This window comes from Bradyrhizobium sp. LTSPM299, from assembly GCF_000938235.1.
Lineage (GTDB): Bacteria > Pseudomonadota > Alphaproteobacteria > Rhizobiales > Xanthobacteraceae > Bradyrhizobium.
This window is the reverse complement of the sequence record NZ_JYMU01000006.1, coordinates 491,551-514,029: the sequence shown is the minus strand read 5'-3', so window position 1 is coordinate 514,029 and position 22,479 is coordinate 491,551. Positions and strand designations below refer to the sequence as shown.

General features: G+C 64.9%; 23 protein-coding genes and 2 riboswitches. Of the genes, 12 read left to right on the top strand and 11 right to left on the bottom strand.

Translation table 11 applies throughout. The features are described 5' to 3' along the window. Positions 1-137 precede the first annotated feature (137 nt). Complete coding sequence (locus tag UP10_RS03590; protein WP_044586171.1) at positions 138-1,133, bottom strand: P1 family peptidase; 996 nt, start codon at positions 1,131-1,133, stop codon at positions 138-140. Positions 1,134-1,438: 305 nt separating this feature from the next. Between UP10_RS03590 and UP10_RS03585 the strand changes: the two genes are divergently transcribed. After that, positions 1,439-1,831 carry a response regulator gene (locus UP10_RS03585; RefSeq protein ID WP_044585972.1) on the top strand — a complete coding sequence of 131 codons (393 nt, stop codon included), beginning with the start codon at positions 1,439-1,441 and terminating at the stop codon, positions 1,829-1,831. A 25-nt stretch (positions 1,832-1,856) separates the two neighbouring features. Here the strand turns inward: UP10_RS03585 and UP10_RS03580 are convergent, their stop codons facing one another. From UP10_RS03580 to UP10_RS03550, 7 genes are all read right to left on the bottom strand, one after another. Beyond that, a complete protein-coding gene (locus tag UP10_RS03580) occupies positions 1,857-3,401 on the bottom strand; it encodes a GMC family oxidoreductase (protein WP_044585971.1) in 1,545 nt (514 codons plus the stop codon). 97 nt (positions 3,402-3,498) lie between these two features. Then, on the bottom strand, positions 3,499-5,076 hold the full coding sequence (locus UP10_RS03575; RefSeq protein ID WP_245321647.1) for an ABC transporter substrate-binding protein: 1,578 nt from the start codon (positions 5,074-5,076) through the stop codon (positions 3,499-3,501). 218 nt (positions 5,077-5,294) lie between these two features. Beyond that, a riboswitch (glycine riboswitch) is annotated at positions 5,295-5,410 on the bottom strand. Positions 5,411-5,413: 3 nt separating this feature from the next. Next, positions 5,414-5,523, bottom strand: a riboswitch (glycine riboswitch). 175 nt (positions 5,524-5,698) lie between these two features. After that, complete coding sequence (locus tag UP10_RS03570) at positions 5,699-6,817, bottom strand: branched-chain amino acid ABC transporter substrate-binding protein (RefSeq protein WP_044585970.1); 1,119 nt, start codon at positions 6,815-6,817, stop codon at positions 5,699-5,701. Positions 6,818-6,969: 152 nt separating this feature from the next. Next, on the bottom strand, positions 6,970-7,719 hold the full coding sequence (locus UP10_RS03565) for an ABC transporter ATP-binding protein (protein WP_044585969.1): 750 nt from the start codon (positions 7,717-7,719) through the stop codon (positions 6,970-6,972). Next, positions 7,716-8,549, bottom strand: coding sequence for an ABC transporter ATP-binding protein (locus UP10_RS03560; protein WP_044585968.1), 834 nt, complete (start codon positions 8,547-8,549; stop codon positions 7,716-7,718). The genes UP10_RS03565 and UP10_RS03560 overlap by 4 nt, the downstream gene beginning before the upstream one ends. Beyond that, on the bottom strand, positions 8,546-9,814 hold the full coding sequence (livM, locus tag UP10_RS03555; RefSeq protein WP_502692159.1) for a high-affinity branched-chain amino acid ABC transporter permease LivM: 1,269 nt from the start codon (positions 9,812-9,814) through the stop codon (positions 8,546-8,548). The genes UP10_RS03560 and livM overlap by 4 nt, the downstream gene beginning before the upstream one ends. A 70-nt stretch (positions 9,815-9,884) precedes the next feature. Beyond that, positions 9,885-10,802, bottom strand: coding sequence for an ABC transporter permease subunit (locus UP10_RS03550; protein WP_044585966.1), 918 nt, complete (start codon positions 10,800-10,802; stop codon positions 9,885-9,887). 392 nt (positions 10,803-11,194) lie between these two features. On the opposite strand from UP10_RS03550, the gene UP10_RS45130 reads away from it, so the two are divergent. Together UP10_RS45130 and UP10_RS03540 are read left to right on the top strand one after the other, a co-directional pair. Beyond that, positions 11,195-11,341, top strand: a complete 147-nt coding sequence (locus UP10_RS45130; protein ID WP_197086731.1) for a hypothetical protein — start codon at positions 11,195-11,197, stop codon at positions 11,339-11,341. 216 nt (positions 11,342-11,557) lie between these two features. Continuing rightward, positions 11,558-12,097 (top strand): hypothetical protein, encoded by a 540-nt coding sequence (locus UP10_RS03540; protein ID WP_044585964.1) that lies wholly within the window; start codon positions 11,558-11,560, stop codon positions 12,095-12,097. On the opposite strand, the gene UP10_RS03535 is transcribed toward UP10_RS03540, so the two are convergent. From UP10_RS03535 to UP10_RS03525, 3 genes are all read right to left on the bottom strand, one after another. Next, the gene (locus UP10_RS03535) at positions 12,077-12,469 is read right to left on the bottom strand and encodes a carboxymuconolactone decarboxylase family protein (protein WP_044585963.1); all 393 of its coding nucleotides are present in this window, start codon (positions 12,467-12,469) and stop codon (positions 12,077-12,079) included. The two genes, UP10_RS03540 and UP10_RS03535, sit on opposite strands and share 21 nt — an antisense overlap. Positions 12,470-12,577: 108 nt before the next feature. Beyond that, on the bottom strand, positions 12,578-13,360 hold the full coding sequence (pcaD, locus tag UP10_RS03530) for a 3-oxoadipate enol-lactonase (RefSeq protein WP_044585962.1): 783 nt from the start codon (positions 13,358-13,360) through the stop codon (positions 12,578-12,580). Positions 13,361-13,379: 19 nt separating this feature from the next. After that, the gene (locus tag UP10_RS03525) at positions 13,380-14,735 is read right to left on the bottom strand and encodes a 3-carboxy-cis,cis-muconate cycloisomerase (protein WP_044585961.1); all 1,356 of its coding nucleotides are present in this window, start codon (positions 14,733-14,735) and stop codon (positions 13,380-13,382) included. Between the two features lie 217 nt (positions 14,736-14,952). Here UP10_RS03525 and UP10_RS03520 point away from each other — a divergent pair, with 217 nt between their 5' ends. From UP10_RS03520 to UP10_RS03480, 9 genes are all read left to right on the top strand, one after another. Beyond that, on the top strand, positions 14,953-15,399 hold the full coding sequence (locus tag UP10_RS03520) for an SRPBCC family protein (protein WP_044541461.1): 447 nt from the start codon (positions 14,953-14,955) through the stop codon (positions 15,397-15,399). Positions 15,400-15,567: 168 nt separating this feature from the next. Then, complete coding sequence (locus UP10_RS03515) at positions 15,568-16,053, top strand: (2Fe-2S)-binding protein (protein ID WP_044585960.1); 486 nt, start codon at positions 15,568-15,570, stop codon at positions 16,051-16,053. 64 nt (positions 16,054-16,117) lie between these two features. Further along, positions 16,118-16,924, top strand: coding sequence for an FAD binding domain-containing protein (locus UP10_RS03510; RefSeq protein WP_044541459.1), 807 nt, complete (start codon positions 16,118-16,120; stop codon positions 16,922-16,924). 55 nt (positions 16,925-16,979) lie between these two features. Then, complete coding sequence (locus UP10_RS03505) at positions 16,980-17,888, top strand: AAA family ATPase (RefSeq protein ID WP_044585959.1); 909 nt, start codon at positions 16,980-16,982, stop codon at positions 17,886-17,888. Positions 17,889-17,997: 109 nt separating this feature from the next. Continuing rightward, entirely contained in the window at positions 17,998-19,200 is a 1,203-nt protein-coding gene (locus tag UP10_RS03500) for a vWA domain-containing protein (RefSeq protein WP_044585958.1), read from the top strand. A gap of 11 nt (positions 19,201-19,211) precedes the next feature. Further along, positions 19,212-19,535 (top strand): XdhC family protein, encoded by a 324-nt coding sequence (locus UP10_RS03495; protein WP_044541456.1) that lies wholly within the window; start codon positions 19,212-19,214, stop codon positions 19,533-19,535. A gap of 2 nt (positions 19,536-19,537) precedes the next feature. Continuing rightward, positions 19,538-20,251 carry an XdhC family protein gene (locus UP10_RS03490; protein ID WP_044585957.1) on the top strand — a complete coding sequence of 238 codons (714 nt, stop codon included), beginning with the start codon at positions 19,538-19,540 and terminating at the stop codon, positions 20,249-20,251. Beyond that, positions 20,248-21,852, top strand: a complete 1,605-nt coding sequence (locus tag UP10_RS03485; protein WP_044585956.1) for an NTP transferase domain-containing protein — start codon at positions 20,248-20,250, stop codon at positions 21,850-21,852. The genes UP10_RS03490 and UP10_RS03485 overlap by 4 nt, the downstream gene beginning before the upstream one ends. A 209-nt stretch (positions 21,853-22,061) precedes the next feature. Next, on the top strand, positions 22,062-22,451 hold the full coding sequence (locus UP10_RS03480; RefSeq protein ID WP_044586169.1) for a DUF4189 domain-containing protein: 390 nt from the start codon (positions 22,062-22,064) through the stop codon (positions 22,449-22,451). Positions 22,452-22,479: the final 28 nt, after the last annotated feature.

The window sequence follows — 22,479 nt, the reverse complement described above, 5'->3', positions numbered from 1 at the left end:
GGGTGAGGGGGACTCTCCGCGAGTCCGTCTCTCACCGCGATTGCGGCAGCGGCCCCTTACCCCAACCCTCTCCCCGTAAGAACGGGGCGAGGGAGCGCAGCCCCGCCGCGGTTGTCGTTCAACTTCATCTTAGCGTTCTAACCAAACCGGTCCTGCCAGCTCGGCAGCGCGCCGGGGAAGGGCAGGGCGGTCGCGGCATAGACGCCGCGTGCGATCGCGCGCGCCACCGTGTTGGCCGCCACCGCGCCGAGCGTGGTCAGGCCGAACTGCGGGTCGATCTGCTTTGCGCCGGTCGCCGCCGCAAACACCACATCGCCGTCGGTCGGCGCGTGCACCGGATAGATCGCGCGCGCCATGCCGGTCTGCGCGATAACAGCGAGCCGCTTGGCCTGCGGTTTTGTCAGTTGGGCATCGGTCACGACCACGACGAGCGTGGTGTTCTCGGCGGCCGTCGCCTGCGGGCCACCCTTCAGACGGATCTTCAGCATGTCAGGCGTGAATGACGGTGGCAGGCCGCGCCCGCCGAATTCGCTGCCGACCTCGAACGGCGCGGCCCAGAACCAGGGGCCGGTGCCGACGGTGACGCTGCCGACCGCGTTGACGACGGCAAGCGCTGCGACCATCACACCGTCATCGGTTTGCGCCGACGCCGAGCCGAGGCCGCCTTTCAGGCCGGCCGTGGTCGCGCCCATCCCGGCGCCGACGCTGCCGAGGCGGAAATCGCCCGCGGCCGCATCCGCCGCCGCATAGCCGAGATCGCGATAGGGTGGAAAGCGTCCCCACGCCTTGTTGCCGCCGTTGAGCAGGTCAAAGCAGATCGCGCCGGGCACGATTGGGACCACCGCGTCACGGACCCGAAAGCCGCGGCCGCGCTCGGCGAGCCAAGCCTGCACGCCGCCGGCGGCGTCGAGCCCGAGCGCAGAGCCGCCCGAGAGCGTGATGGCGTCGATCGCCTCCATGGCGCTCTGCGGCGCAAGCAGAGCTTCCTCGCGGGTGCCGGGACCGCCGCCGCGGACATCGATCGAGGCCACCGCCCGCTTGTCGAAGATGATGGCGGTGACGCCAGAGGCGATCGAAGGGTCGTCGGCGTGGCCGACGCTGACGCCGGCAATGTCGGTGAGAAGGTTTTTCACGATGGGTTCCGCCCGGGCCTGCATACCCTTGTTTTGACGCGTTTTCCTCACGCGAACCGGTATCCACTTCGCTCGAAAACGCTCTGCCTGGCCCGGTATAGCAGCCGCGACGGGCGCAGCAACCAAGGTAACGCCCCCTTTACCGGCCGAACCGATAATTCAAGGCAATAGCGTTTGATTCCCGATTTTCGGACCTAGCCTGACCGCCAAAGCTCCATTGCGTTTTCGAGCAGGCGGCAACGCGTCAAAACAAAGGGTTAAAGCGCGGTTCTGTTCGCTCGGAGCCAAGCTGGAGGAAAGCCGTCATGTTCCGTATTCTCGTGATCGATGACCAGGCCGATGTCCGGGCGATGATCGCAATCCTGCTGCGTGTCCAGCGCTTCGAGGTCGTCGAGGCCTCAAACGCCCCGGAGGCATTGGCGGCATTCGCAGCCGCGTCGTTCGACCTTGCGATTGTCGACATCTTCCTGGATGGCAAGAACGGGATCGACGTCATCATGGCGTTGCGCGCACGGGTCCCCGATCTTCCTGTCGTCGCCATCTCCGGAATGACGGCGCGAGATTTCCTGCCGGGGTCGCTGGAACTTGCTGACGTCGTCTGCCTGCAGAAGCCGTTCCGGCCGAACCAGTTGGCGTGCGCGATCGAAACCGCGCGCGCGTCGGTCGCGCGGGGCGTCGCCGCACTCGCGGCGGGCTAAACCAGAGGCGCGCTGATAGCGTCGTCTAAGACCTCATCATCCGGGCAATCGCTTCGCCGATCACAACCGTTGTCAAGTGAGTATTGGCCCGGCAATCGGACGGCATGATCGACGCGTCGGCGACCCGCAGGCCGCGGATGCCCTTCACGGTGCCGTCGGGATTGACCACGCCTGCGGGATCGTTGACGCCGGTCATGCGGCAGCTGCCGGCGGCATGCTGGATATCGCCGGTCTCCCGTCGCAACACCGCTTCGAGCTCGGCGTTCGGCAAGGCCGCGGCGGCCGGCAAGGTCAGCTCGGTATCTCCAAGGCGGATCCAGTCCGATATGCCGGCCAGCGCCGGCTGCGTGGCCAGCACGGCGAACCGCTTCACCGCATCGGTCATGCGCAGCATGTCGCGCGGATCGGCCAGCATGTTTTCCTCGACGATGGGATCGATCGTCGGATCGGGCGAAGCCAATCTCAGCTGGCCGCGCGAATAGGCGTTGAACAGGCCAGCGCCGATCGCTCCGGAATTTCCGATGCCGCGATGGTTGAAGCCAATCATGATCATGTCGCGCTTGCCGCCGTCGGCCAAACCAGATGAATAGGTCACGCAGCAATTGGTGTGACGTGTATCGGGATCGGTGGGCCGCAGATCCTCGTGCAGCTGGATCGTCATGCGAAACAGCGGATGATCGAAGAAATGGCGACCGACCGGCAGGTCACGCTCGACCGCGATCCCCATGGCTTGCAGCTCGTCCGCGGGGCCAATGCCCGATCGCAGCAGGATCGCCGGGCTGTGGATGGCGCCGCCGCACAGCACGATCTCGCGCGCGGCGATCTCGCTGGTGCCCTGGCCGTCGATGTGCACACGGACACCGGTGGCCTTGCCGTCGCGGATCACGACCCGGTCGACCAGCGCCTTGCCACGGATCTCCAGATTGGCGCGGCCACGCGCCGGCTCGAGATAGCCTTCGTTAGTAGTGATGCGACGACTGTCGCGGCTGTTGATCGGATAGCAGGCAACGCCTTCGCCATCGGGGCCGTTCACATCGGCGCACCACGGATAGCCGCTGGCGAGCGCTGCATCGCGCAGGCCGCGATCGATCGGCCCCCAATTCTCGGGCGGCGCGCGATAGACCGGCAGCGGGCCGCCGCGTCCATGTCCCTTGGTGTCGCCAAATTCCTGATCGTCCTCGATGTCAGAGAAAAGCGGCATGATCTCGCGCGCAGACCAGCCGGTGCAGCCGAGCGCGGCCCATTCGTCGAAGGCATCCGCGACGCCGCGAATGGCGATCTGGCCGTTCATCATCGAGCTGCCGCCGAGCCCCTTGCCGCGCCAGTAGAAGCGCGGCTCCTGCCCTGCGATGCGGCGGGTCAGGAGGTCGGGCCACTGCCATTTCTCCTGGAATTCCCGCTTGTGGATGATCGGAATCGGATTGGGCGTCCTGATTTCCCAGGGCGCTTCATCGGCACGCCAGTCGAGGCCTGCTTCCAAGAGCAGCACCCGCCGGTTTCGATCCTCGGACAACCGGGCGGCAATGGCAGCACCGGCAGAGCCGCCACCGACAACGATCACATCATACATGGTATCAAACCTCGTTACGCCGGAAAGCCCGAACACAAGACGTCGGATTGCCTTCCGACATCCGTGACGTCTTCCGCAGGGATCATCTGGGTTGGGATTACTCTGACTTGTCGATGTTCCAGAACAGCGGCGTGGCCGGACCATCGAGCATGCCCGTCAGCTCCTTGTGCCACACACTCGGCGCAAAATACTGTCCGAGAGGAATGTAAGTCACCTGATCGAGCGCGCGGGCCTGAATCTCGGCCGCGATCTTCTTCTGCGCGTCCGGCGAGCCGGCGCGCGCGAAGCCATCGCGAAGCGTCTCCAGCTGCGCGTCGTCGGGCCAGCCGACCCAGCCGCCCTTGCGACCCCTGTTGTTCAAGGGCGCGCTCACGACGGGGTTCATGATGTCGGCGATGCCCCAGTTGGTGAAGAACATGTTCCAGCCGCCGTCCTTCGGCGGCTTCTGGCTTGCGAGCACAACGTTTTCCGTCTGCCAGTCCATCGACTGGACGGTCACCTGGAAGCCGGCCTGGCGCAGCAACTGCGCCGCGACGATCGGCTGCGTCTTGAGCGTCACCACATCGGTCGGTGCCAGCATCACGACGGGCGTGCCGTCATAACCGGATTCGGCCAGCAGCTTCTTGGCCACCGCCATGCCGTTGCCCGTGACGAGAGAGTCCGTTCCGAGGTCGGAGGCCAGTGGGGTGTCGCAGCCGAAGATCGCGCCGCAAATCCTGTAGAGCTTCGGATCCCCGATCATGGTGTCGAGGATGTCTTTCTGATTCAACGCCATCATGGCGGCCCGGCGCACCTTGACGTTGTCGAATGGCGGATAAAGGAAATTCATCCGTCCGATGGTCTGGAAGCCGAGACCGCTGAGAGGGCGCGACGTCAAATCCTTGTCGGCTTGCAGGATCGGCAGCATGTCGAATGACGGCCGTTCCAGGAAATCGATGTCCCCGGACTGCAGCGCGCTGGTTGCGGTCTGAACGTCGGGCATCGTAATCCATTCGACGCGATCGACCTTCACCACCTTGCCGCCCGAGGTCCAGCTTGGCGGCTCGGCGCGCGGCACATAGTCCTTGTTCTTCTCGTAGACGGCCTTCACGCCGGGCTGGAATTCCGACTGGATGAACTTGAACGGACCCGAGCCGATCTGCTCGGCGATCGCCCGGTCCGATGGTGTTTCGGCAAGCCGTTTCGGCATCATGAAAGGCACCAGCGTGGACGGCTTGCCGAGTGCGTCAAGCACCAGGCCATAGGGCTCCCTGAGCTTCAGCGTGATGGTCCTGGCATCGGTGGCTTCCAGGCTGGCGGTGAAGTCCATCAGCTTCTGGCCCATGCCGTCGACGGCAGCCCAGCGCTTCAATGAAGCAACACAGTCGTCCGCAGTGACTGGCGTGCCGTCGTGCCACTTCAGCCCGTCGCGCAGCGTGAACGTGTAAGTCAATTTGTCGTCGGACACCTTCCAGTCCGCCATTTGAGGCCGGATCGTGAAGCTGGAGTCCATCGCCACCAGCGTGTCGTAGACCATATAGCCGTGGTCGCGCGTGATGTAGGCCGACGAAACGATCGGATCGAGCGCCCGCAGGTCCGAGTGCATCACCGCCCTGATCGTTTTGGCTGACGACAAGGTCGGCCACGCCAGCGCGGTGGCGACAAGCAGCCCGCGGAATGCGATCTTCAAGGACATCGGGGAGTTTTTGGCGCGCGGAGTGGCTGACATCATTTTCCTCGGGTGAACGCTGAGCGGACTTCAGGTGGCGTTGGATAAATCGCGCGCCCGCGTCGCACGGATGGTCGTTGCGCCGGTGAGGCCGGCGCCGACAAGTGCAATGATGGGCATGTCTTAAACAGGCTCCCGGACGCTAGAGTCGCCCCGACACCGGCGTAAACCGGTGGAGGCGCCCCATCTGTCTCGGTACCTGAGAGCTTGATCCGCTAGAGCCATTGCTCAATGCATGGCCCTATGACGGATATCCCCTTCGGTGGACGCCACACTGTGAGTATGGCGTCTCTCTCCAGATCGTCCTGACGACACGGTCCTTGTGCCTGAGAGTTTCCGGGGCGGTTGCTCCGTCGGCGCCGAACACGAAAACGTAGTGCTTGTTTTCGCTTCGAGCTCTCCCGCATCGTCGCGTTGGACTGTCAAACGATATTGTGCGCTCGGAAACCAGGCAAGACTAAACTTCAATCGGGAGCTGCCCAGATCATATGCGATCGATCTTGCACGCAAACGACAAAGAAAAAACGCCCCGGCGAACCGGGGCGTTTCGACTCAACAGCTATCCTGACGGGTCAGGAGTCCTTATGCGTCAGGAGCCTTTCTGGTCGATCTGGATGTAGTTGCCCTTGGCGTCCCACTTGTAGACGACATAGTCGATCGCCTTGATGTCGCCCTTGGCGTCGAAGCCCATCTTGCCGAGCACGGTGTCCCAGTCGCCGGCCTTGATGGTGGCCATCACCTTCTTGGCGTCGGTGGTGCCGGCCTTGGCGGCGGCCTGGGTCCAGACCTGGATCGCCGCGTAGGTGTAGAGCGTGTAGCCTTCGGGATCGATGCTCTTGGCCTTGAACTTCTCGACGATCGCCTTCGCGGTCGGCTTGTTGCGCGGGTCGGGTCCGAAGGTGAACAGCGTGCCTTCGGCGGCGGGGCCGGCGATCGAGGCGAACTCCTTGTCGTTCAAGGCGTCGCCCGCCATCAGCACGGCCTGCAGGCCCTGATCGCGCATCTGGCGCAAGATCAGGCCGGATTCCTGATGGTAGCCGCCGACATAGACAAGGTCGATCTTCTCGTTCTTCAGGCGCGAGACGATCGCGTTGAAGTCCTTGTCGCCCTTATTGTAGGACTCATTGACCTTCTCGGTGATACCGGCCTTGTTGAGCGATTTCTTGGTCTCGTCGGCGAGGCCTTTGCCATAGGTGGTCTTGTCGTTCAGGATCGCGATGTTCTTGCCCTTGAAGTTCTTCGCGATGTAGTTGGCGGCGATGATGCCCTGCTGGTCGTCACGGCCACAGACGCGCGCCACGTTCCAGAGATTGCGCTCAGTGAACAGCGGGTTGGTCGAAGCCGGCGTGATCTGCAGGACGTTGCTGTCCGCGTAAGCCTCCGACGCCGGGATCGAGGATGACGAGCAGAAGTGACCGGCGACGAACGGAATCTTCGCGCTGCCGATCTTTTCCGCGATCGAGCGCGCCTGCTTGGGATCGCAGGCGTCGTCGTTGGATTGCAGCGCGAGCTTCTTGCCGAGAACGCCGCCGGCCGCGTTGATGTCGGCGACGGCCTGCTCGGCGCCGTTCTGCATCTGCCGGCCGAAGGCGGATTCGCCGCCCGTCATCGGGCCAGCCACTGCGATGGTGATGTCCTGCGCGAACGCGCTCGCCGATAATGCGAACGAAGCGCCCAATGCCAGGCCGATGATCTTCAGTGATTTCATGACAAGTCCTCGTGGTCGTTGCCTCTTGGGGAAAGAACCCGGACCGGGCCGGGTACAATAACCGGCGCCATTCTCGGCTGATTTTGCGGCGAAGTCACCGGCAATTTTCAGCCAAATCGACGCTTCGCCCACCGCGAGGGGGCGCCGCACGGTTAGCCGCGCCGGCCGCCCTCCAGATAGGCGGCACGGATTTCTGGGCGCTGCAGCAGCTCGGCACCCGTTCCGGCCAGCGTGATCAGGCCATTGACCATGACATAGCCGCGATGGGCGAGCTTCAACGCGTGGTTGGCGTTCTGCTCGACGATCAGCACGGTGAGGCCGTCCTGCCGGTTCAGCGTACGGATGGCCTCGAAGATCTGCTTGGCGATCAGCGGCGCCAGGCCGAGCGAAGGCTCGTCCAGCATCAGCAGGCGCGGCCGGCTCATCAGGGCGCGGCCGATCGCCAGCATCTGCTGCTCGCCGCCCGACAGCGTGCCGCCGCGCTGCGCGATGCGCTCCTTCAAGCGCGGGAACAGCGCAAACACGCGCTCCAGCCCAGCCTCGCGTTCGGCCTCGCTGGATTCGGTCGCATCCGCGCCCATCTGCAGGTTTTCGGCCACGCTCATGCGCGGGAAGATCCGCCGTCCTTCAGGCGATTGCGCGATGCGCAGCCGCGCGATCTCGTGGGTCGGCTCGCCGGTGATGTCGCGGCCATCGAATTCGATCCGTCCGGCGCGGGCGCGCGGCTTGCCGAAGATCGTCATCATCAGCGTCGACTTGCCGGCGCCGTTGGCCCCGATCAGCGCCACGATCTCGCCGGCATTAATCTCGACGTCGACGCCCTTCAGCGCCTCGATCTTGCCATAGGCTGCGCGCAGGCCGCGCACCGCGAGCAGGGGTGTTGCTGCCTGGGCCGCGCTCACGTGGCGCTCTCCATCACGGCGATCGCCTCTTCCTCGTCGGCGCCGAGATAGGCGGCGATCACCTTGGGATCGTCGCGCACCGCCTGCGGCGTGCCTTCGGCGATCTTGACGCCGTAATCCATGACCACGACGTGGTCGGAAATCTCCATCACGACCGACATGTCGTGCTCGATCAGCAGGATCGAGGTGCCCTGGTCGGCGCGGATCGACAGCAGCAATTCGTTCAGCGCGCCGCTCTCGCGCGCGTTCAGGCCTGCCGCCGGCTCGTCGAGACAGAGCAGCGCCGGCTCGGTGCACATCGCGCGGGCGATCTCGAGGCGGCGCTGGTCGCCATAGGGCAAATTGCCGGCGGCATCGTCGGCGCGGTCGAGCAGGTTGACACGTGTCAGCCAGGTCCGCGCCAGATCGATCGCGGCCCGTTCGGCACTCCGCCAAGACGGCACGCCGATCAGGCCGAGGAAAGTCAGGCCGGAGGCGCGCATCAGCGCATTGTGCTGCGCGACCATCAGGTTCTCCAGCGCGGTCATGCCGGGAAACAGCCGGATGTTCTGAAAGGTGCGAGCGACCTTGGCTCGCTTGGCGATCCGGAAATCGTTGAGGCGTTCGAGCTGGATGGTGCGGCCGTCATCATGGGTCAGCCGGATGGCGCCGCCGCTCGGGCGGTAGAAGCCGGTGATGCAGTTGAACACCGTGGTCTTGCCGGCGCCGTTCGGTCCGATCAGCGCGGTGATCTTGCCGCGTTCGGCGGCAAAGGAGAGATCGTTGACAGCGACGATGCCGCCGAAGCGCATCATCAGATGATCGACGGTGAGGATTTGGTTGTCGCTCATCCGTGGCCCTCCTTGACGAGGTCGGACGAGATCGCCTGACTGCGTTCCAAGAACACGGTCGGCGCGCGATGGCCGATCAGCCCGCGGGGCCGCCAGATCATCAGGAACACCATCGCCATGCCGAATACCAGCATGCGGTATTGATCGAAACCGCGGAACAGCTCGAAGCCGCCGATCATGGCAAGTGCGGCGAGTGCGACACCGAGCTGCGAGCCCATGCCGCCGAGCACGACGATCGCGAGCACCAGCGCCGACTCCTGGAAGGTGAAGGATTCCGGGCTGATGAAGCCCTGCCGGGTGGCGAAGAACGCGCCGGCGAGGCCGCCGAACATCGCGCCGGTCGCAAACGCCGTCAGCTTGGTTGTCGTGGTGTTGATGCCGAGCGCGCGGCAGGCCACCTCGTCCTCGCGCAGCGCCTCCCAGGCGCGGCCAATCGGCAGCCGCCGCAGCCGGATCGTCACCCAGTTGGTGAGCAGCGCCATCAACAGGATCAAATAGAACAGGAAGACGATGCGGTGGGTCGGCGAGAATTCGATGCCGAGTTTGGCGGCAAGCCCGTTGTCGGTGTTGTCGAGCGGGATGCCGAACAGCGTCGGGCGGGGAATCCCGGAGACGCCGTTGGGGCCGCCGGTCAGGCTCTGCCAGTTGATGATGACGAGGCGGATGATCTCGCCGAAGGCGAGCGTCACGATCGCCAGATAGTCGCCGCGCAGCCGCAGCACGGGGAAGCCGAGCAGCACGCCCCAGAACGCCGCCAGGATGCCGGCGAGCGGCAGGCAGACCCAGAACGACCATCCGAAATAGGTGGCGAGCAGCCCGTAGGAATAGGCGCCCACCGCGTAGAAGGCGACGTAGCCGAGATCGAGCAAACCAGCGAGGCCGACCACGACGTTCAGGCCCCAGCCCAGCATCACATAGGTCAGCACCAGGATCCCGAGGTCGAGAATGTAGCGCTGGTCGTAGAAGATCACGGGAACGAGGAAGGTGAAGACCAGCAACGCTGTCGCGAGCCAGCGTCCCGCAAACGCCATCGTGGCCTGCACCTGCGGCGGAACGACCCTGATGGTGCCGACCGGACCCCACCATTGCCGCAGCAATTCGACGATGATGCTGCCGCCGAACACGACGCCGACCATGGCGGCGAGATCGCCGAACCGCGTCCAGTAGATCAGGCCGCCCTGATTGCCGGCTTCGGTGCGCACGCCGATCATCAGCGAGAACAGCACCAGCGCGACCACCGCGCTGATCAGGGCTTTCTTGAAGATGAAGGCGGCGCCGGAGGGCTGCGAGGCGTGCGAGGTGGCTACTGGGGTGACGCTCACTGAGGGCTGCCCGTCAGACTTTTTCGACTGTGGGACGGCCAAGCAGGCCGGTCGGCATGAAGATCAGCACCACGATCAGGATCGAGAACGCGGCGACGTCCTTGTACTCGACGGAGAAATAGGCCGACCACATCGTCTCGATCAGGCCGATCGAAAGCCCGCCGAGCATCGCGCCCGGCAGCGAGCCGATGCCGCCGAGCACGGCCGCGGTGAAGGCCTTGATGCCGGCGACGAAGCCCATGAAGAAATCGACCAGGCCGTAATAGAGCAGGTACATCATGCCGGCGACGGCGGCCAGCGCTGCCCCGATCACGAAGGTCATCGAGATGGTGCGGTCGACGTCGACGCCGAGCAGCGAGGCCATGGTCTGGTCCTGCTCGCAGGCGCGCATGTCGCGGCCGAGCCGGGTGCGCGACACGATCCAGGTGAACATTGCAAGCAGCACGATGGTGGTGATGACGACGACGATCTGGATGTTGGAGAGCTGCACCGCAAAGCCCGACGCTCCCTCGTGCAGCGTGTAGCCGCCGGTGATGATCGGCGGCACCGGCTTGACCCGCGCGCCCTGCGACACCTGCGAGAAGTTGGTCAGCACGAATGACATGCCGATCGCCGACAGCATCGGTGCGAGGCGGAACGAATGCCGCAAGGGCCGGTAGGCGATCCGCTCGATGGTCCAGCCATAAAGCGCGGTGATCGCCATCGAGACCAGCAGCACGATCAGCAGGATCACCGGGATCGCGGTGAGGCCGAGCGACACCAGGATCAGGAACGTGATCAGGGCGATGAAGCCGCCGATCATGAAGATGTCGCCATGGGCGAAGTTGATCATGCCGACGATGCCGTAGACCATCGTGTAGCCGATGGCGATCAGGCCGTAGATCGAACCGAGCACGAGGCCGTTGATCAGTTGCTGCGCGAAATAATCCATGCACTGCCGCTGTTAGAGACAAGAAACGCGGCGAGGCCCCCGGTAGCCCTAACCGACTGTCGGGTGGATTTCTAACAGCGGGAACTGAAGGCGGCAACAGCGACCGACTGCAACGAAGGTGGCTGTACACGAGTTGTTTGGCCGGTTCCGGATGATGACGCGGCCGATATGACGTTGTTGCGGGCAGGGTGCCTGCGTTCCGGGCAAGATTCCGGGCAGTGCGATGCCGCGCGAATTATCTTTGTGATTGCTTGCGACCGCATCGCACCATCGCGCCGTTTCCACCGGCGGCGGCGCCGGTTCCGGACCGCTGAAGCGCCCAAGGTTCCCATCGAACCAAGTGCTGATCTCCCGGTTATCTCCTCACTGTGTTCAACAAGGGAGACACCCGAATGAGCAATCAGAACCAGAACGCGGGCCAGCAGAACCAGAAACCGGATCAGAAGCCCGGTCAGCAGCAGCAGGGCGGTGGCCAAAAGCCCGGCCAGCAGCAGCAGGATCCGAGCCGCCAGGGCCAAAAGCCGGAGAAGGATCGCTAGTTCGGATACGAGATCAGCGTAGCCGTGACGGTAGGGTCTCGCCGCAAGGCGGGACCCTTCATTTTGCCCCGTTTTGGCACCGTAAACGACTGTCCCCAACCAATCCCCAGGCCGTTAAGGTAAACAAAGGGTTTAAATTGCCCCTGGCAGTTGAACGGCGTTACCTCCCCGTTAACCGCCGCCCGTTCGGAGGGCCGCGGCAGCGTGGGAAGCGTCATGTCCAGCAATTGGCGGATTAGTTCATTCAATGGCGCGCTGCTCGCGGCCTATTTCATTCCGGTCTGGACCATCATCGCCTTGAACATCATGGTGTCGCCGATCCACGGGCTTTATGAGCGGCCGAGCGTGGCGGTCGCGCTGTACGCCAGCGACTATCTGCAGCTTTCCAAGATCGCGACCGTTCGGCTCGCCTGGCTGCTGGCGCTGGCGCGGATCACGGTGGTGGCGTTCTTCGCGGTCTTCCTCGCCATGATGATCCGCCCGTCGGCGCGGAAGAACGGCGGTTACAACGAAGCGCTCGTCGTGGCGCTGTGCTTCGGCAGCGTGATCAGCTTTGCCAGCATGCTGATGGCCTCGAAGGTTGGCGAGATCCAGGCGCTGCGCATGCATGCGGCCGAGCTTTTGATGCTGCTCGGCACCGCGATCGTGATGTTGTTCGAAGAGCCGGCCAAGTCTGCTGCCAAGAAGCCTGCCGCCACAGCGCCGGTCGTCGAGACAGACGCGCCGGCCGGCCAGCTATCCCTTCAGCAGCCCTAGCTCGGCAACGATCGCGCCGGCTTCCTTGACGGCGTGGTTGGCCGCGGGCACGCCGCAATAGATCGCCTGCTGCAGCAGGATTTCCTTGATGTCGTCGGGCGTGAAGCCGCCCTCGGTAAGCGCTGCGCGCACATGGAGGCGGAATTCGTCCCACTGGCCGAGCGCGACCATGGTGCCGATCACAAGCACGCGCCGCGTGCGGTGATCGAAATGCGGCCGCGTCCAGATCTCGCCCCATGCATAGCGCGTGATCAGGTCCTGGAAGTCGGTGTTGAACGCGTTGCGGTTCTTGATCGACTTGTCGACCCATTCATCGCCCAGCACCTCGCGGCGCTGCGCCATGCCGTCGTCGCGGCGCTGATTGTCGTCCATTGATGTTTCCTCCAGGGTACGTCATTCCGGGGCGGTCCGCAGGACCGAACCCGGAATCTCGAGATTCCGGGTTCGATGCTTTGCATCGCCCCGGAATGACAATCATGATCAGCGTTGCGTCAGGAAGCCGACCACGGCGTCGGTGAAAGCGTGCGACTGCTCGATGTTGGAAATGTGTGCGGCGTCGAGCAGTGTCATGCTGGCGCCGGGAATGCCGCTGCGGATCATCTCCGCCGCCGACACCGGCGTCGCCATGTCCTGCCGTCCCGCGATCACCAATGTCGGGCTCTTGATCCTGGGCAGCAGCGCGCGCTGGTCGAGTGTGGAGAGCGCCTCGCAGCAGGCGAGATAGCCCTCGACCGGTGAGGCCAGCAGCATCGCCTTCATGTTGGCTGCGATCTGCGGCTCGTGCTCGCGGAAATCCGCCGTGAGCCAGCCTGCGATCACGGTGTCGGCGACGGCGGCGAGGCCGCCTTCCTTCACCGCCTTGATGCGGTTCAGCCAGTTGGTCGGATCGGGATAGTAGCAGGCGGTGTTGGCGAGGATCAGCTTGCCGAACCGCTCAGGCGCGTTGGCGCCGAGCCATTGCCCGACCATGCCGCCCATCGACAGGCCGCACCAGTGCGTCTTCTCGATGTTGAGGTCGTCGAGGATATCAAGCACGTCGAGGCCGAACCGCTCCATCGAATAGGGACCGGGCGGCACGCCGGATTTGCCATGGCCGCGGCTGTCGTAGCGGATGACGCGGAAGACCTGCGTGAGCGCGCGCATCTGCGGCTCCCACATTTGCAGTGTGCAGCCGAGCGAATTCGACAGCATCAGCGTCGGTCCGCCGTCGCGGCCCTCCACCTGGACGTTGAGCAGGCACCCGTCGGCGTCGATCATTGGCATCGGGCAATACTCCAGTCGATTATGTCTCGTTGAGGGAGGCGAGCAGGCGGTCGATCAGCGCTTGCGAAGCGCCCTGATAGGCCATCGGCTCGAACAATTCTGCGATTCTCTTGGCGTCGAGATGCGCGGTGACCTTTGGATCATCAGACAGCACGTCGCGCAGATGCTTCTTCCCGGCGACAGCGGTCTTGCTGGCGGCCTCGATCAAATGATGCGCGCCGCTCTTGCCGATCTTCTCAGCCAGCGCCATCGTCACGGCCTCGGCCATGATCAGCCCGCCGGTGGCGTCGAGATTGACGCGCATGCGCGCCACATCGACCTCCAGCCCCTCGGCGAGATCGACGATGGCGGTGAGCGCGCCCGAGGTGACCAGCATCAGGGTCGGCAGCGTCGGCCATTCCGCGTGCCAGGGGCCGGCGCTGCGCTCGTGGTCCTGGATCTGTGCGGCAAAGATCGTCGCGGCGAGATTGGGCGCCATGGTCGCGGCGCCAAGCGCGCTCGCCGCTGCCACCGGATTGCGCTTGTGCGGCATGGTGGACGAGCCGCCGCGGCCGACGTCTGCCGGCTCGAAGGCTTCGCCAACATCGGTCTGCATCATCAGCGAGACGTCGCGCGCGATCTTGCCGCAGCTGCCGGCAAGGATTGCAAACACCGACGCCGCCTCAGCGATCCGGTCGCGATGGGTGTGCCAGGGAGCATCGGGCAGCGGCAGGTCCAGCTCCTTCGCGAGTTGCGCGGCGACCGCAAGTCCGTGGTCGCCCAGTGCAGCCAGCGTTCCGGCGGCGCCGCCGAATTGCAGTGCGAGCGTCTCGCGGCGCAGGCGCTGCAGCCGCTTGCGCGAGCGATGCAGCGCGGCGGCATATTCGGCGAGCTTCAATCCGAACGGCATCGGCAGCGCGTGTTGCAGCCAGGTGCGCGCCACCACCGCGGTGTCGCGGTGCGCACGCGCGAGTTTGGCAAAGCCCGCCACGGCGCGATCGGCATCGGCAAGCAGCGCATCGATGCCCGCGCGCAATGTCAGCATGGTCGCGGTATCGATCACGTCCTGGCTGGTGGCGCCCCAATGCACATAGCGTGCGGCGTCAGCGTCGGCCTTCGCGACATCGGCGGTCAACGCCTTGACCAGGGGGATCGCCAGATTGCCGGACCGGGTGGCGGCCTCCGCCAGGTCAGCGCGATCGAATGATTCGGCCCTGCAGGCGGCGCCGATCGGCCCCGCGGCAGAGGCAGGGATCACGCCGCAGGCGGCCTCGGCGCGGGCTAGTGCTGCCTCGAAATCCAGCATGTTCTGCAGCGTCGCGGCATCGTCGCACACCGCGCGCATCGCGGCGCTCGACAGCATCGGCGCAAGCAGGGGAGAGAGGGCTGTGCTCATGTCGGGCGACCTAACCATTCCGGCGCGGCGATGCCAATGCCAACAGACGGTTTGTCGCCATTTTCACCCACATGGCCGATTGCGCGATTTCGTGAACGGGGCGCTGGTCTTGCTGCGGTTGCGAATATGCATCGCTCATCCTCCGAAGGTGGCCTTTCCTTTGCGCATCAGCTGCTTTACTTGGGGACACAGGTTTAGCGATGTTTGGAGGTCCCTCATGGCCATGACAATGAACGGCGAAGTGCAGCTTGCGGCGGCGCGCCAGGCCGTCTGGGACAAGCTCAACGACCCCGAAGTGCTGAAGGCCTGCATTCCTGGCTGCGAGGAACTGGAGAAGACCGACGACCACGGCTTCCGCGCCACCGCCAAGATGAAGGTCGGGCCGGTCTCGGCCCGCTTCAAGGGCAAGGTCACATTGAGCGATCTCGATCCGCCCAATGGCTACAGGATCTCCGGCGAGGGCGAGGGCGGGGTCGCCGGCTTCGCCAAGGGCGGCGCCACCGTCGGGCTGTCAGACAAGGACGGCGGCACGCTGTTGAGCTACAACGTGGAGGCGCAGATCGGCGGCAAGCTCGCCCAGCTCGGCCAGCGCCTGATCAACGGCAGCGCCAAGAAACTCGCCGACGAATTCTTTGCCAATTTTGCCAAGGCGGTGCAGGGTTAGAGCCGGTGCAGGGTTAGCCCTGCCAACGGCCCGTGCCGTATCCGGCCATGTCCTGGATGAGTGGCTCGAAAGGTTGCTCATTGCCGGGCCGCCCCATATTATGCCGTCTGGAACGATTTTAAACCGCCTGTTCTGCCGATATGCGGCAGTGCAGATAAGAGAGTGCTGATGGCCAAGATTTCAATGATCGTGAACGGCAACCCCGTAAACGCCAACGTCGACCCCCGTACCCTTCTGGTTCAGTTTCTGCGCGAAAACCTGCGGCTGACGGGGACGCATGTCGGCTGCGACACCTCGCAATGCGGCGCCTGTGTCGTGCACCTCGACGGCAAGGCATTGAAGTCCTGCACCACGCTCGCGGTGATGGCCGACGGTCATGAGGTCAGGACCATCGAGGGGCTGGCTGCGGATGGCGCGCCGCTGCATCCGATGCAGGAGGCGTTCCGCGAGCATCACGGCCTGCAGTGCGGCTTCTGCACGCCAGGTATGATCATGACCGCGGTCGATTTGGTCCATCGCAAGGGCCACGAGCTCTCCGACGAGGTGATCCGCGAGGAGCTGGAAGGCAATCTCTGCCGCTGCACCGGCTATCAGAATATCGTCGCCTCGATCGCGGCCGGCGCCAAGGCGATGGCCAAGTCAGACCTCGCTTAAAGTCGGACCTCGCCTAATCATTTCATCGCGCTCCCAGCGATCAGGACATTCCCAGGATACTTAAATGTACGAATTCAAATATCACCGTCCGGAGACCGTGCGGCAGGCCGCCAATCTTCTGGTGAAGAACGAGGACGCCAAGCTGATCGCGGGCGGCCACACGCTGGTGCCGGTGATGAAGCAGCGGCTTGCGAGCCCGCCGCATCTGGTCGACCTCTCCCACATCGAAGGCCTCAACGGCATCGAGATGAAGGGCCGCTCGCTGGTGATCGGCGCCACCGCCAAGCATGCCGAGGTCGCCAACTCCGCCATCGTCGGCGAGGCGATCCCGGCGCTTGCCGAGCTTGCCGGCATGATCGGAGATCCCGCCGTACGTCATCGCGGCACCATCGGCGGCTCGCTCGCCAACAATGATCCGACCGCGGACTATCCGGCAGCGGTGCTGGCGCTGGACGCCACCATCGTCACCAACAAGCGCCGCCTGAAGGCCGAGGAATACTTCCAGGGCCTGTTCACGACAGCGCTTGAGGCTGACGAGATCATCACCAAGGTGATGTTCCCGCTGCCGAAGAAGGCGGCGTATGTGAAATTCCGCAACCAGGCCTCGCGTTATGCGTTGGTCGGCGTGTTCGTGGCCAAGCGTCCGTCCGATGTCCGCGTCGCGGTGACGGGCGCGGGCTCCGACGGCGTGTTCCGGGTGACCTCGTTCGAGGAGGCGCTGAAGAAGCGGTTCTCGCACAAGGTGCTCGACGGCCTGACCGTTCCGGCCGACGGCCTGAACAGCGACCTGCATGGCAGCGCGGAGTACCGCGCGCATCTGATCGGCGTGTTGGCGCGCAGGGCCGTGGAAGCCGCGACCGCCAAAGGCTGATCTAAGGGCTGATCGGCGTCAATTTGCGAACTCCTGCTTCAAGATCGGCTATCCAATGAGTGCATCGGCGTTACCCACTTCCGTCGATGCCATGCTGGAGCTGTTGACCTCGCGCGGCTATCTCGCCGAGCGGTCGCTGGCGACGGTGACGTATCTGGCGCTGCGGATGGGCCGTCCGCTATTTCTGGAGGGCGAGGCCGGCGTCGGCAAGACCGAGATCGCAAAAGTCTTGTCGTCGGCGCTCGGGCGCAAGCTGATCCGGCTGCAATGCTATGAGGGTCTCGACGTTGCGTCCGCAGTCTATGAGTGGAGCAGCGCCGCACAGATGATCGCGATCCGGCTGGCGGAAGCCTCCGGCGATACTGACCGCGACCAGCTTGCCAGCGATATTTTCGCCGAACGCTTCCTGATCAAGCGCCCGTTGTTGCAGGCGCTCGAGCCCGACGTCGCCGGGCCGCCGGTGCTCTTGATCGACGAGCTCGACCGCGCCGACGAGGCGTTCGAAGCGTATCTCCTGGAAATCCTCAGCGACTTCCAGGTGACGATCCCCGAACTTGGCACCGTGAAGGCGCCGGCGCCGCCGATCGTGATCATCACCTCCAACCGCACCCGCGAGATCCACGACGCGCTGAAGCGGCGCTGCCTCTATCACTGGGTGGACTACCCCTCCGCCGAGCGCGAGCTAGCGATCGTCAAGGCGCGGGTGCCTGATATTTCCGCAAAACTCTCGCAGCAGGTCGTTCGCTTCGTGCAGGCGTTGCGCAACCAGGATTTCTACAAGTCGCCGGGCGTGGCCGAGACCATCGACTGGGCGACCGCGCTCTCCGAGCTCGACGCCCGCTCGCTGACCCCGCAGGTGGTCGGCGATACACTTGGCGCGCTGTTGAAGTACCAGGACGATATCGCGCGGCTCCAGGGCGAAAGCTTGCAGAAGGCATTGAAGGACGCGACGAGCGAGACGTAGCCCTTCGTCATTCCGGGGCGACGCGTAGCGTCGAACCCGGAATCACGAGGTTGTTGCGCGAGATTCCGGGTTCACGCTTCGCGTGCCCCGGAATGACAGGAAACAAACGATGGCGATCAATCACCTTGCGCCTCCGACCGGCCACATGGCCGACAATGTCATCGGCTTTGCCCGCGCGTTGCGGGCGGCCGGGCTTCCTGTCGGTCCGGGCTCGGTGATCGACGCGCTCAACGCGATCCAGTTGATCGAGGTCGGCAACCGTGCCGACCTCTTCACCACGCTGGAATCGATCTTCGTCAAGCGTCACGAGCACGCGCTGATCTTCCGTCAGGCCTTCGACCTGTTCTTCCGCGCCGCCGAGGAGTGGAAGAGCATGCTGGATTCGGTGCCGTTGCCCGATCACGCCAAGAAGAAGCCGCCGCCGGCCTCGCGCCGGGTCCAGGAGGCGATGGCGCAGCCCGCGATGCGCGAGGAGCGGCCGCAGGCCCAGGAGCAGGAGCTGAAACTCTCGGTCTCCGACAAGGAGGTGCTGCAGAAGAAGGACTTTGCGCAGATGACCGCGGCCGAGATCGCTGAGGTCGTCAGAGAGATCGCAATGATGCGGCTGCCGCAGGCCGAGCTTATGACCCGCCGCTACCAGCCGGATGCGCGCGGCTTGCGGCTCGACATGCGCCGCACCCTGCGTGCCTCGTTGCGCACCGGCGGCGAGATCATCGACATCCGCAAGCTCGGCCGGATCGAGAAGCCGGCGCCGATCGTGGCGCTGCTCGACATTTCCGGCTCGATGAGCGAGTACACCCGCCTGTTCCTGCACTTCCTCCACGCCATCACCGATGCCCGCAAGCGCGTCTCGGTGTTCCTGTTCGGCACCCGGCTCACCAATGTGACGCGCGCGTTACGGCAGCGCGATCCTGATGACGCGCTGGCGCGCTGCTCGTCCTCGGTCGAGGATTGGGCCGGCGGAACGCGGATCGCGACCTCGCTGCATACGTTCAACCAGCTCTGGGCCCGCCGGGTGCTCGGGCAAGGCGCCATCGTGCTCCTTATATCCGATGGACTGGAACGGGAGGCGGATGCCAAACTGGCCTTTGAGATGGACCGGCTGCATAGGTCTTGCCGCCGCCTGATCTGGCTCAATCCGCTGCTGCGCTACTCTGGTTTCGAGGCCAAGGCGCAGGGCATCAAAATGATGTTGCCTCACGTTGACGAATTCCGCCCGGTGCATAACTTGACGTCCATCAAGGGGTTGATCGGGGCGCTGTCGTCCCCGCCGCCGGTGCACCACCGCAGCCTGATCCGTTCCGTAGCCTGAGGGAGGCTTAAATGCTGAACCGCGACGAAGACATTCTTCAGGCCGCTGAGACCTGGCAGAGCCAAGGCCACGGCGTGGCGCTCGCCACCGTGGTCGAGACCTGGGGCTCGGCGCCGCGGCCGGCCGGCTCGAGCCTCGTCATCAACGACGACGGCACGTTCCTGGGGAGCGTTTCCGGCGGCTGCGTCGAGGGCGCCGTCGTCACCGAGGCGCTCGACGTGATTTCGAGCGGCCAGTCCAAAATGCTCGAATTCGGCGTCGCTGACGAGACCGCCTGGAATGTCGGCCTGTCCTGCGGCGGCACCATCCGGGTCTTCGTCGAGAAGGTCGGTTAGCCGTGAAACTCGAAACGCTGAAGCAATTGAACGCCGAGCGCGCCGCGCGCCGCCCGGTCATCGTCGTCACCGATACCGCCAATGGCGAGCAGCGCCTGGTGAAGGCGAGCGACATCGCCGCCGATCCGCTCCGCGCCGAGCTGTCAAAGCAGCTGCGGATGGGCAAGAGCGGCAACGTCGAGGCCGCTGGCCGGAAGCTGTTCCTCAACGTCTACGCGCCGACCGCAAAGCTCGTGATCATCGGCGCGGTCCATATCAGCCAGGCCCTGGCGCCGCTTGCGCGCTCGCTCGACTATGACGTCACGGTGGTCGATCCGCGCACGGCGTTTGCCAGCCCCGAGCGCTTTCCCGACGTGCCGCTGGTGGCCGAATGGCCCGACGTCGCGCTGCCGCCGCTCAATGTCGATCACTATACGGCCTTCGTCGCGGTGACCCACGATCCCAAGATCGACGACCCGGCGCTGCTGCACGCCTTCGAGCGCGACTGCTTCTATATCGGCGCGCTCGGCTCGCGGAAGACCCACGCCAAGCGCGGCGAGCGGCTGCGCGCACAAGGCGCCAAGGACAGCGACATCGCGCGCATCCACGCTCCGATCGGCCTCGATATCGGCGCGGTGTCACCGTCGGAGATCGCGGTCTCGATCATGGCCGAGATCACCGCGCAATTGCGTTTGCCTCCGAAAGACAACTCCAAGGAAAAAGAAGTAGCGGCATGAAGTTCGGTCCCGCCAGTCCGGCCGACGCGATTGGCGGCGTCACCGTGCATACGCTCCGCCAGGGCGCGCTGGTGCTCAAGAAGGGCACGACCATTGGCCCCGAGGAAGTCGAGGCGTTGACCAAAGCCGGCGTCAAGGACGTCGTCGTGGTGCGGCTCGAGCAGGGCGACGTCTCCGAGGACGTCGCGGCTGCCAGCATCGCGCAGGCGGTGGCGGGCGAGGGCGTCAATGTCGAGCGCGCCTTCACCGGCCGCGCCAATTTGTTTGCCGCGCGCCCTGGCGTGCTGGTCGTCGACCGCGCCGCGGTCGACCGCATCAATGGCGTCGACGAGGCCATCACCTTTGCGACCCTCGCGGCGTTCAAGCCGGTCGTCGAAGGCGAGATGATCGCGACCGTCAAGCTGATCCCGTTCGGCGTGGAAGGGAAGCTGCGCGACGCCGCCGTCGCGGTTGCCGGCAATGACGCGCTGCGGATCGCGCCCTACGCCATCACGAAGGTCGGCGTGGTCTCGACGCTGCTGCCGGGCCTTGCCCCGAAAGTGATCGACAAGACGCTGCGCGTCACCGCGGAGCGGCTGGCGCCGGCCGGAGCTGTCATCATCGCCGAGCGCCGCGTGCCGCATGACGAGACCGTGCTGGCCGCTTCGATCAAGGAATTGCTCGCGCTTGGCGCCGAACTCGTCATCGTGTTCGGGGCGTCTGCGATTGCCGACCGGCGCGACGTGATCCCGGCTGCCATCACCGAGATCGGCGGCGCCATCGAGCATTTCGGCATGCCGGTCGATCCCGGCAATTTGCTCTTGATCGGCAGCGCCGGTGGCGTGCCGGTGCTGGGCGCGCCGGGCTGCGCGCGTTCGCCGGTCGAGAACGGCTTTGACTGGGTGCTGATGCGGCTGCTCGCCGGCATCAAGGTCTCGCGGTCGGACCTCACCGGCATGGGCGTCGGCGGCTTGCTGATGGAGATCGTGACCCGGCCGCAGCCGCGCACCGTTCCCGACATCGAGGGCAACCGCAACGTCGCGGCGATTGTGCTGGCCGCGGGACGCTCGACCCGGATGGGCGGCCCGAACAAGCTGCTCGCCGAACTTGACGGCAAGAAGCTGGTGCGCATCGTTACCGAGCAGGTGCTGGCGTCGAAGGCCTCGGAGGTGATCGTCGTCACCGGGCATCAGGCCGACCTGATCGAGCAGGCGCTCAATGGCCTCAAGGTGAAGTTCGCCCGCAACCCGGATTTTGCCGGCGGGCTTGCCAGCTCGGTGAAAGCGGGGATATCAGCGGTCTCCGACAAAACCGACGGCGCCATCGTCTGCCTCGGCGACATGCCGCTGATTTCATCCGCGTTGATCGACCGCCTGATCGAGGCCTTTGAGCCGGACCGCGGCCATCTGATCACGGTCCCAGTCAACGACGGCAAACGCGGCAACCCGGTGCTGTGGTCGCGGCGCTTCTTCCGGGAATTGATGACGCTCGACGGCGACATCGGCGCTCGCCACCTGATCGCCAGGCACGCCGAGGCGGTCGCCGAAGTCCCGGTCGAAGGCAACAGTGCCTTCCTCGACATCGACACCCCGCAGGCGCTGGAAGCGGCACGGCGGGGGTAATCGTCGTCCCGGCGAAAGCCATTACCACAAATGCGCATTGTCGGCGTCGCTGGGGCCGCTTTCCCGCCTACAACAAAGTTCGGTGGCTATGGGTCCCGGCTTTCGCCGGGACGACGAGTTGATAGAGCAACGCTCTCAACCCGTCATTCACCATCTGGAAACGACCCCCGGGTAGATTCGCCGCCGGGTTCTGGGGGATTTCCGTCTTGATCATTTCAACCGTCGCCGCGCAACGCCGCGCGCTGATCGTTCTTGTCCTGACATTGCTGCTTGGCGCCTCACGTTTCATCACAGAAACATGGGCCGCCGGCGCGTTCGCGGTCGGCAAATGCGGCGCCTACGGCCAGGCCTTTGATTACCCGGCGGAAGCGGCGGCGCGTGCAGCCGCGCTGAAGCAGTGCAAGGGCGACTGCACGGCCGTGACCATGAAGCGCGCCTGCGCCGCGCTCTCGGTCGACATGGCCAATCCCTGCGGCGCCCATGGCTACGCCGTGGCGCCGAAGATCTCGGGCTCGCTCAACGCCGCGACCAGGAAGTGCTACGAGTTCGGCGGCAAGGAATGCGTGATCCGCGCCTGGGCCTGCGACGCCAAGGGCTAGCGCTGGCCGGTGCTCTGCCGCTAGATTT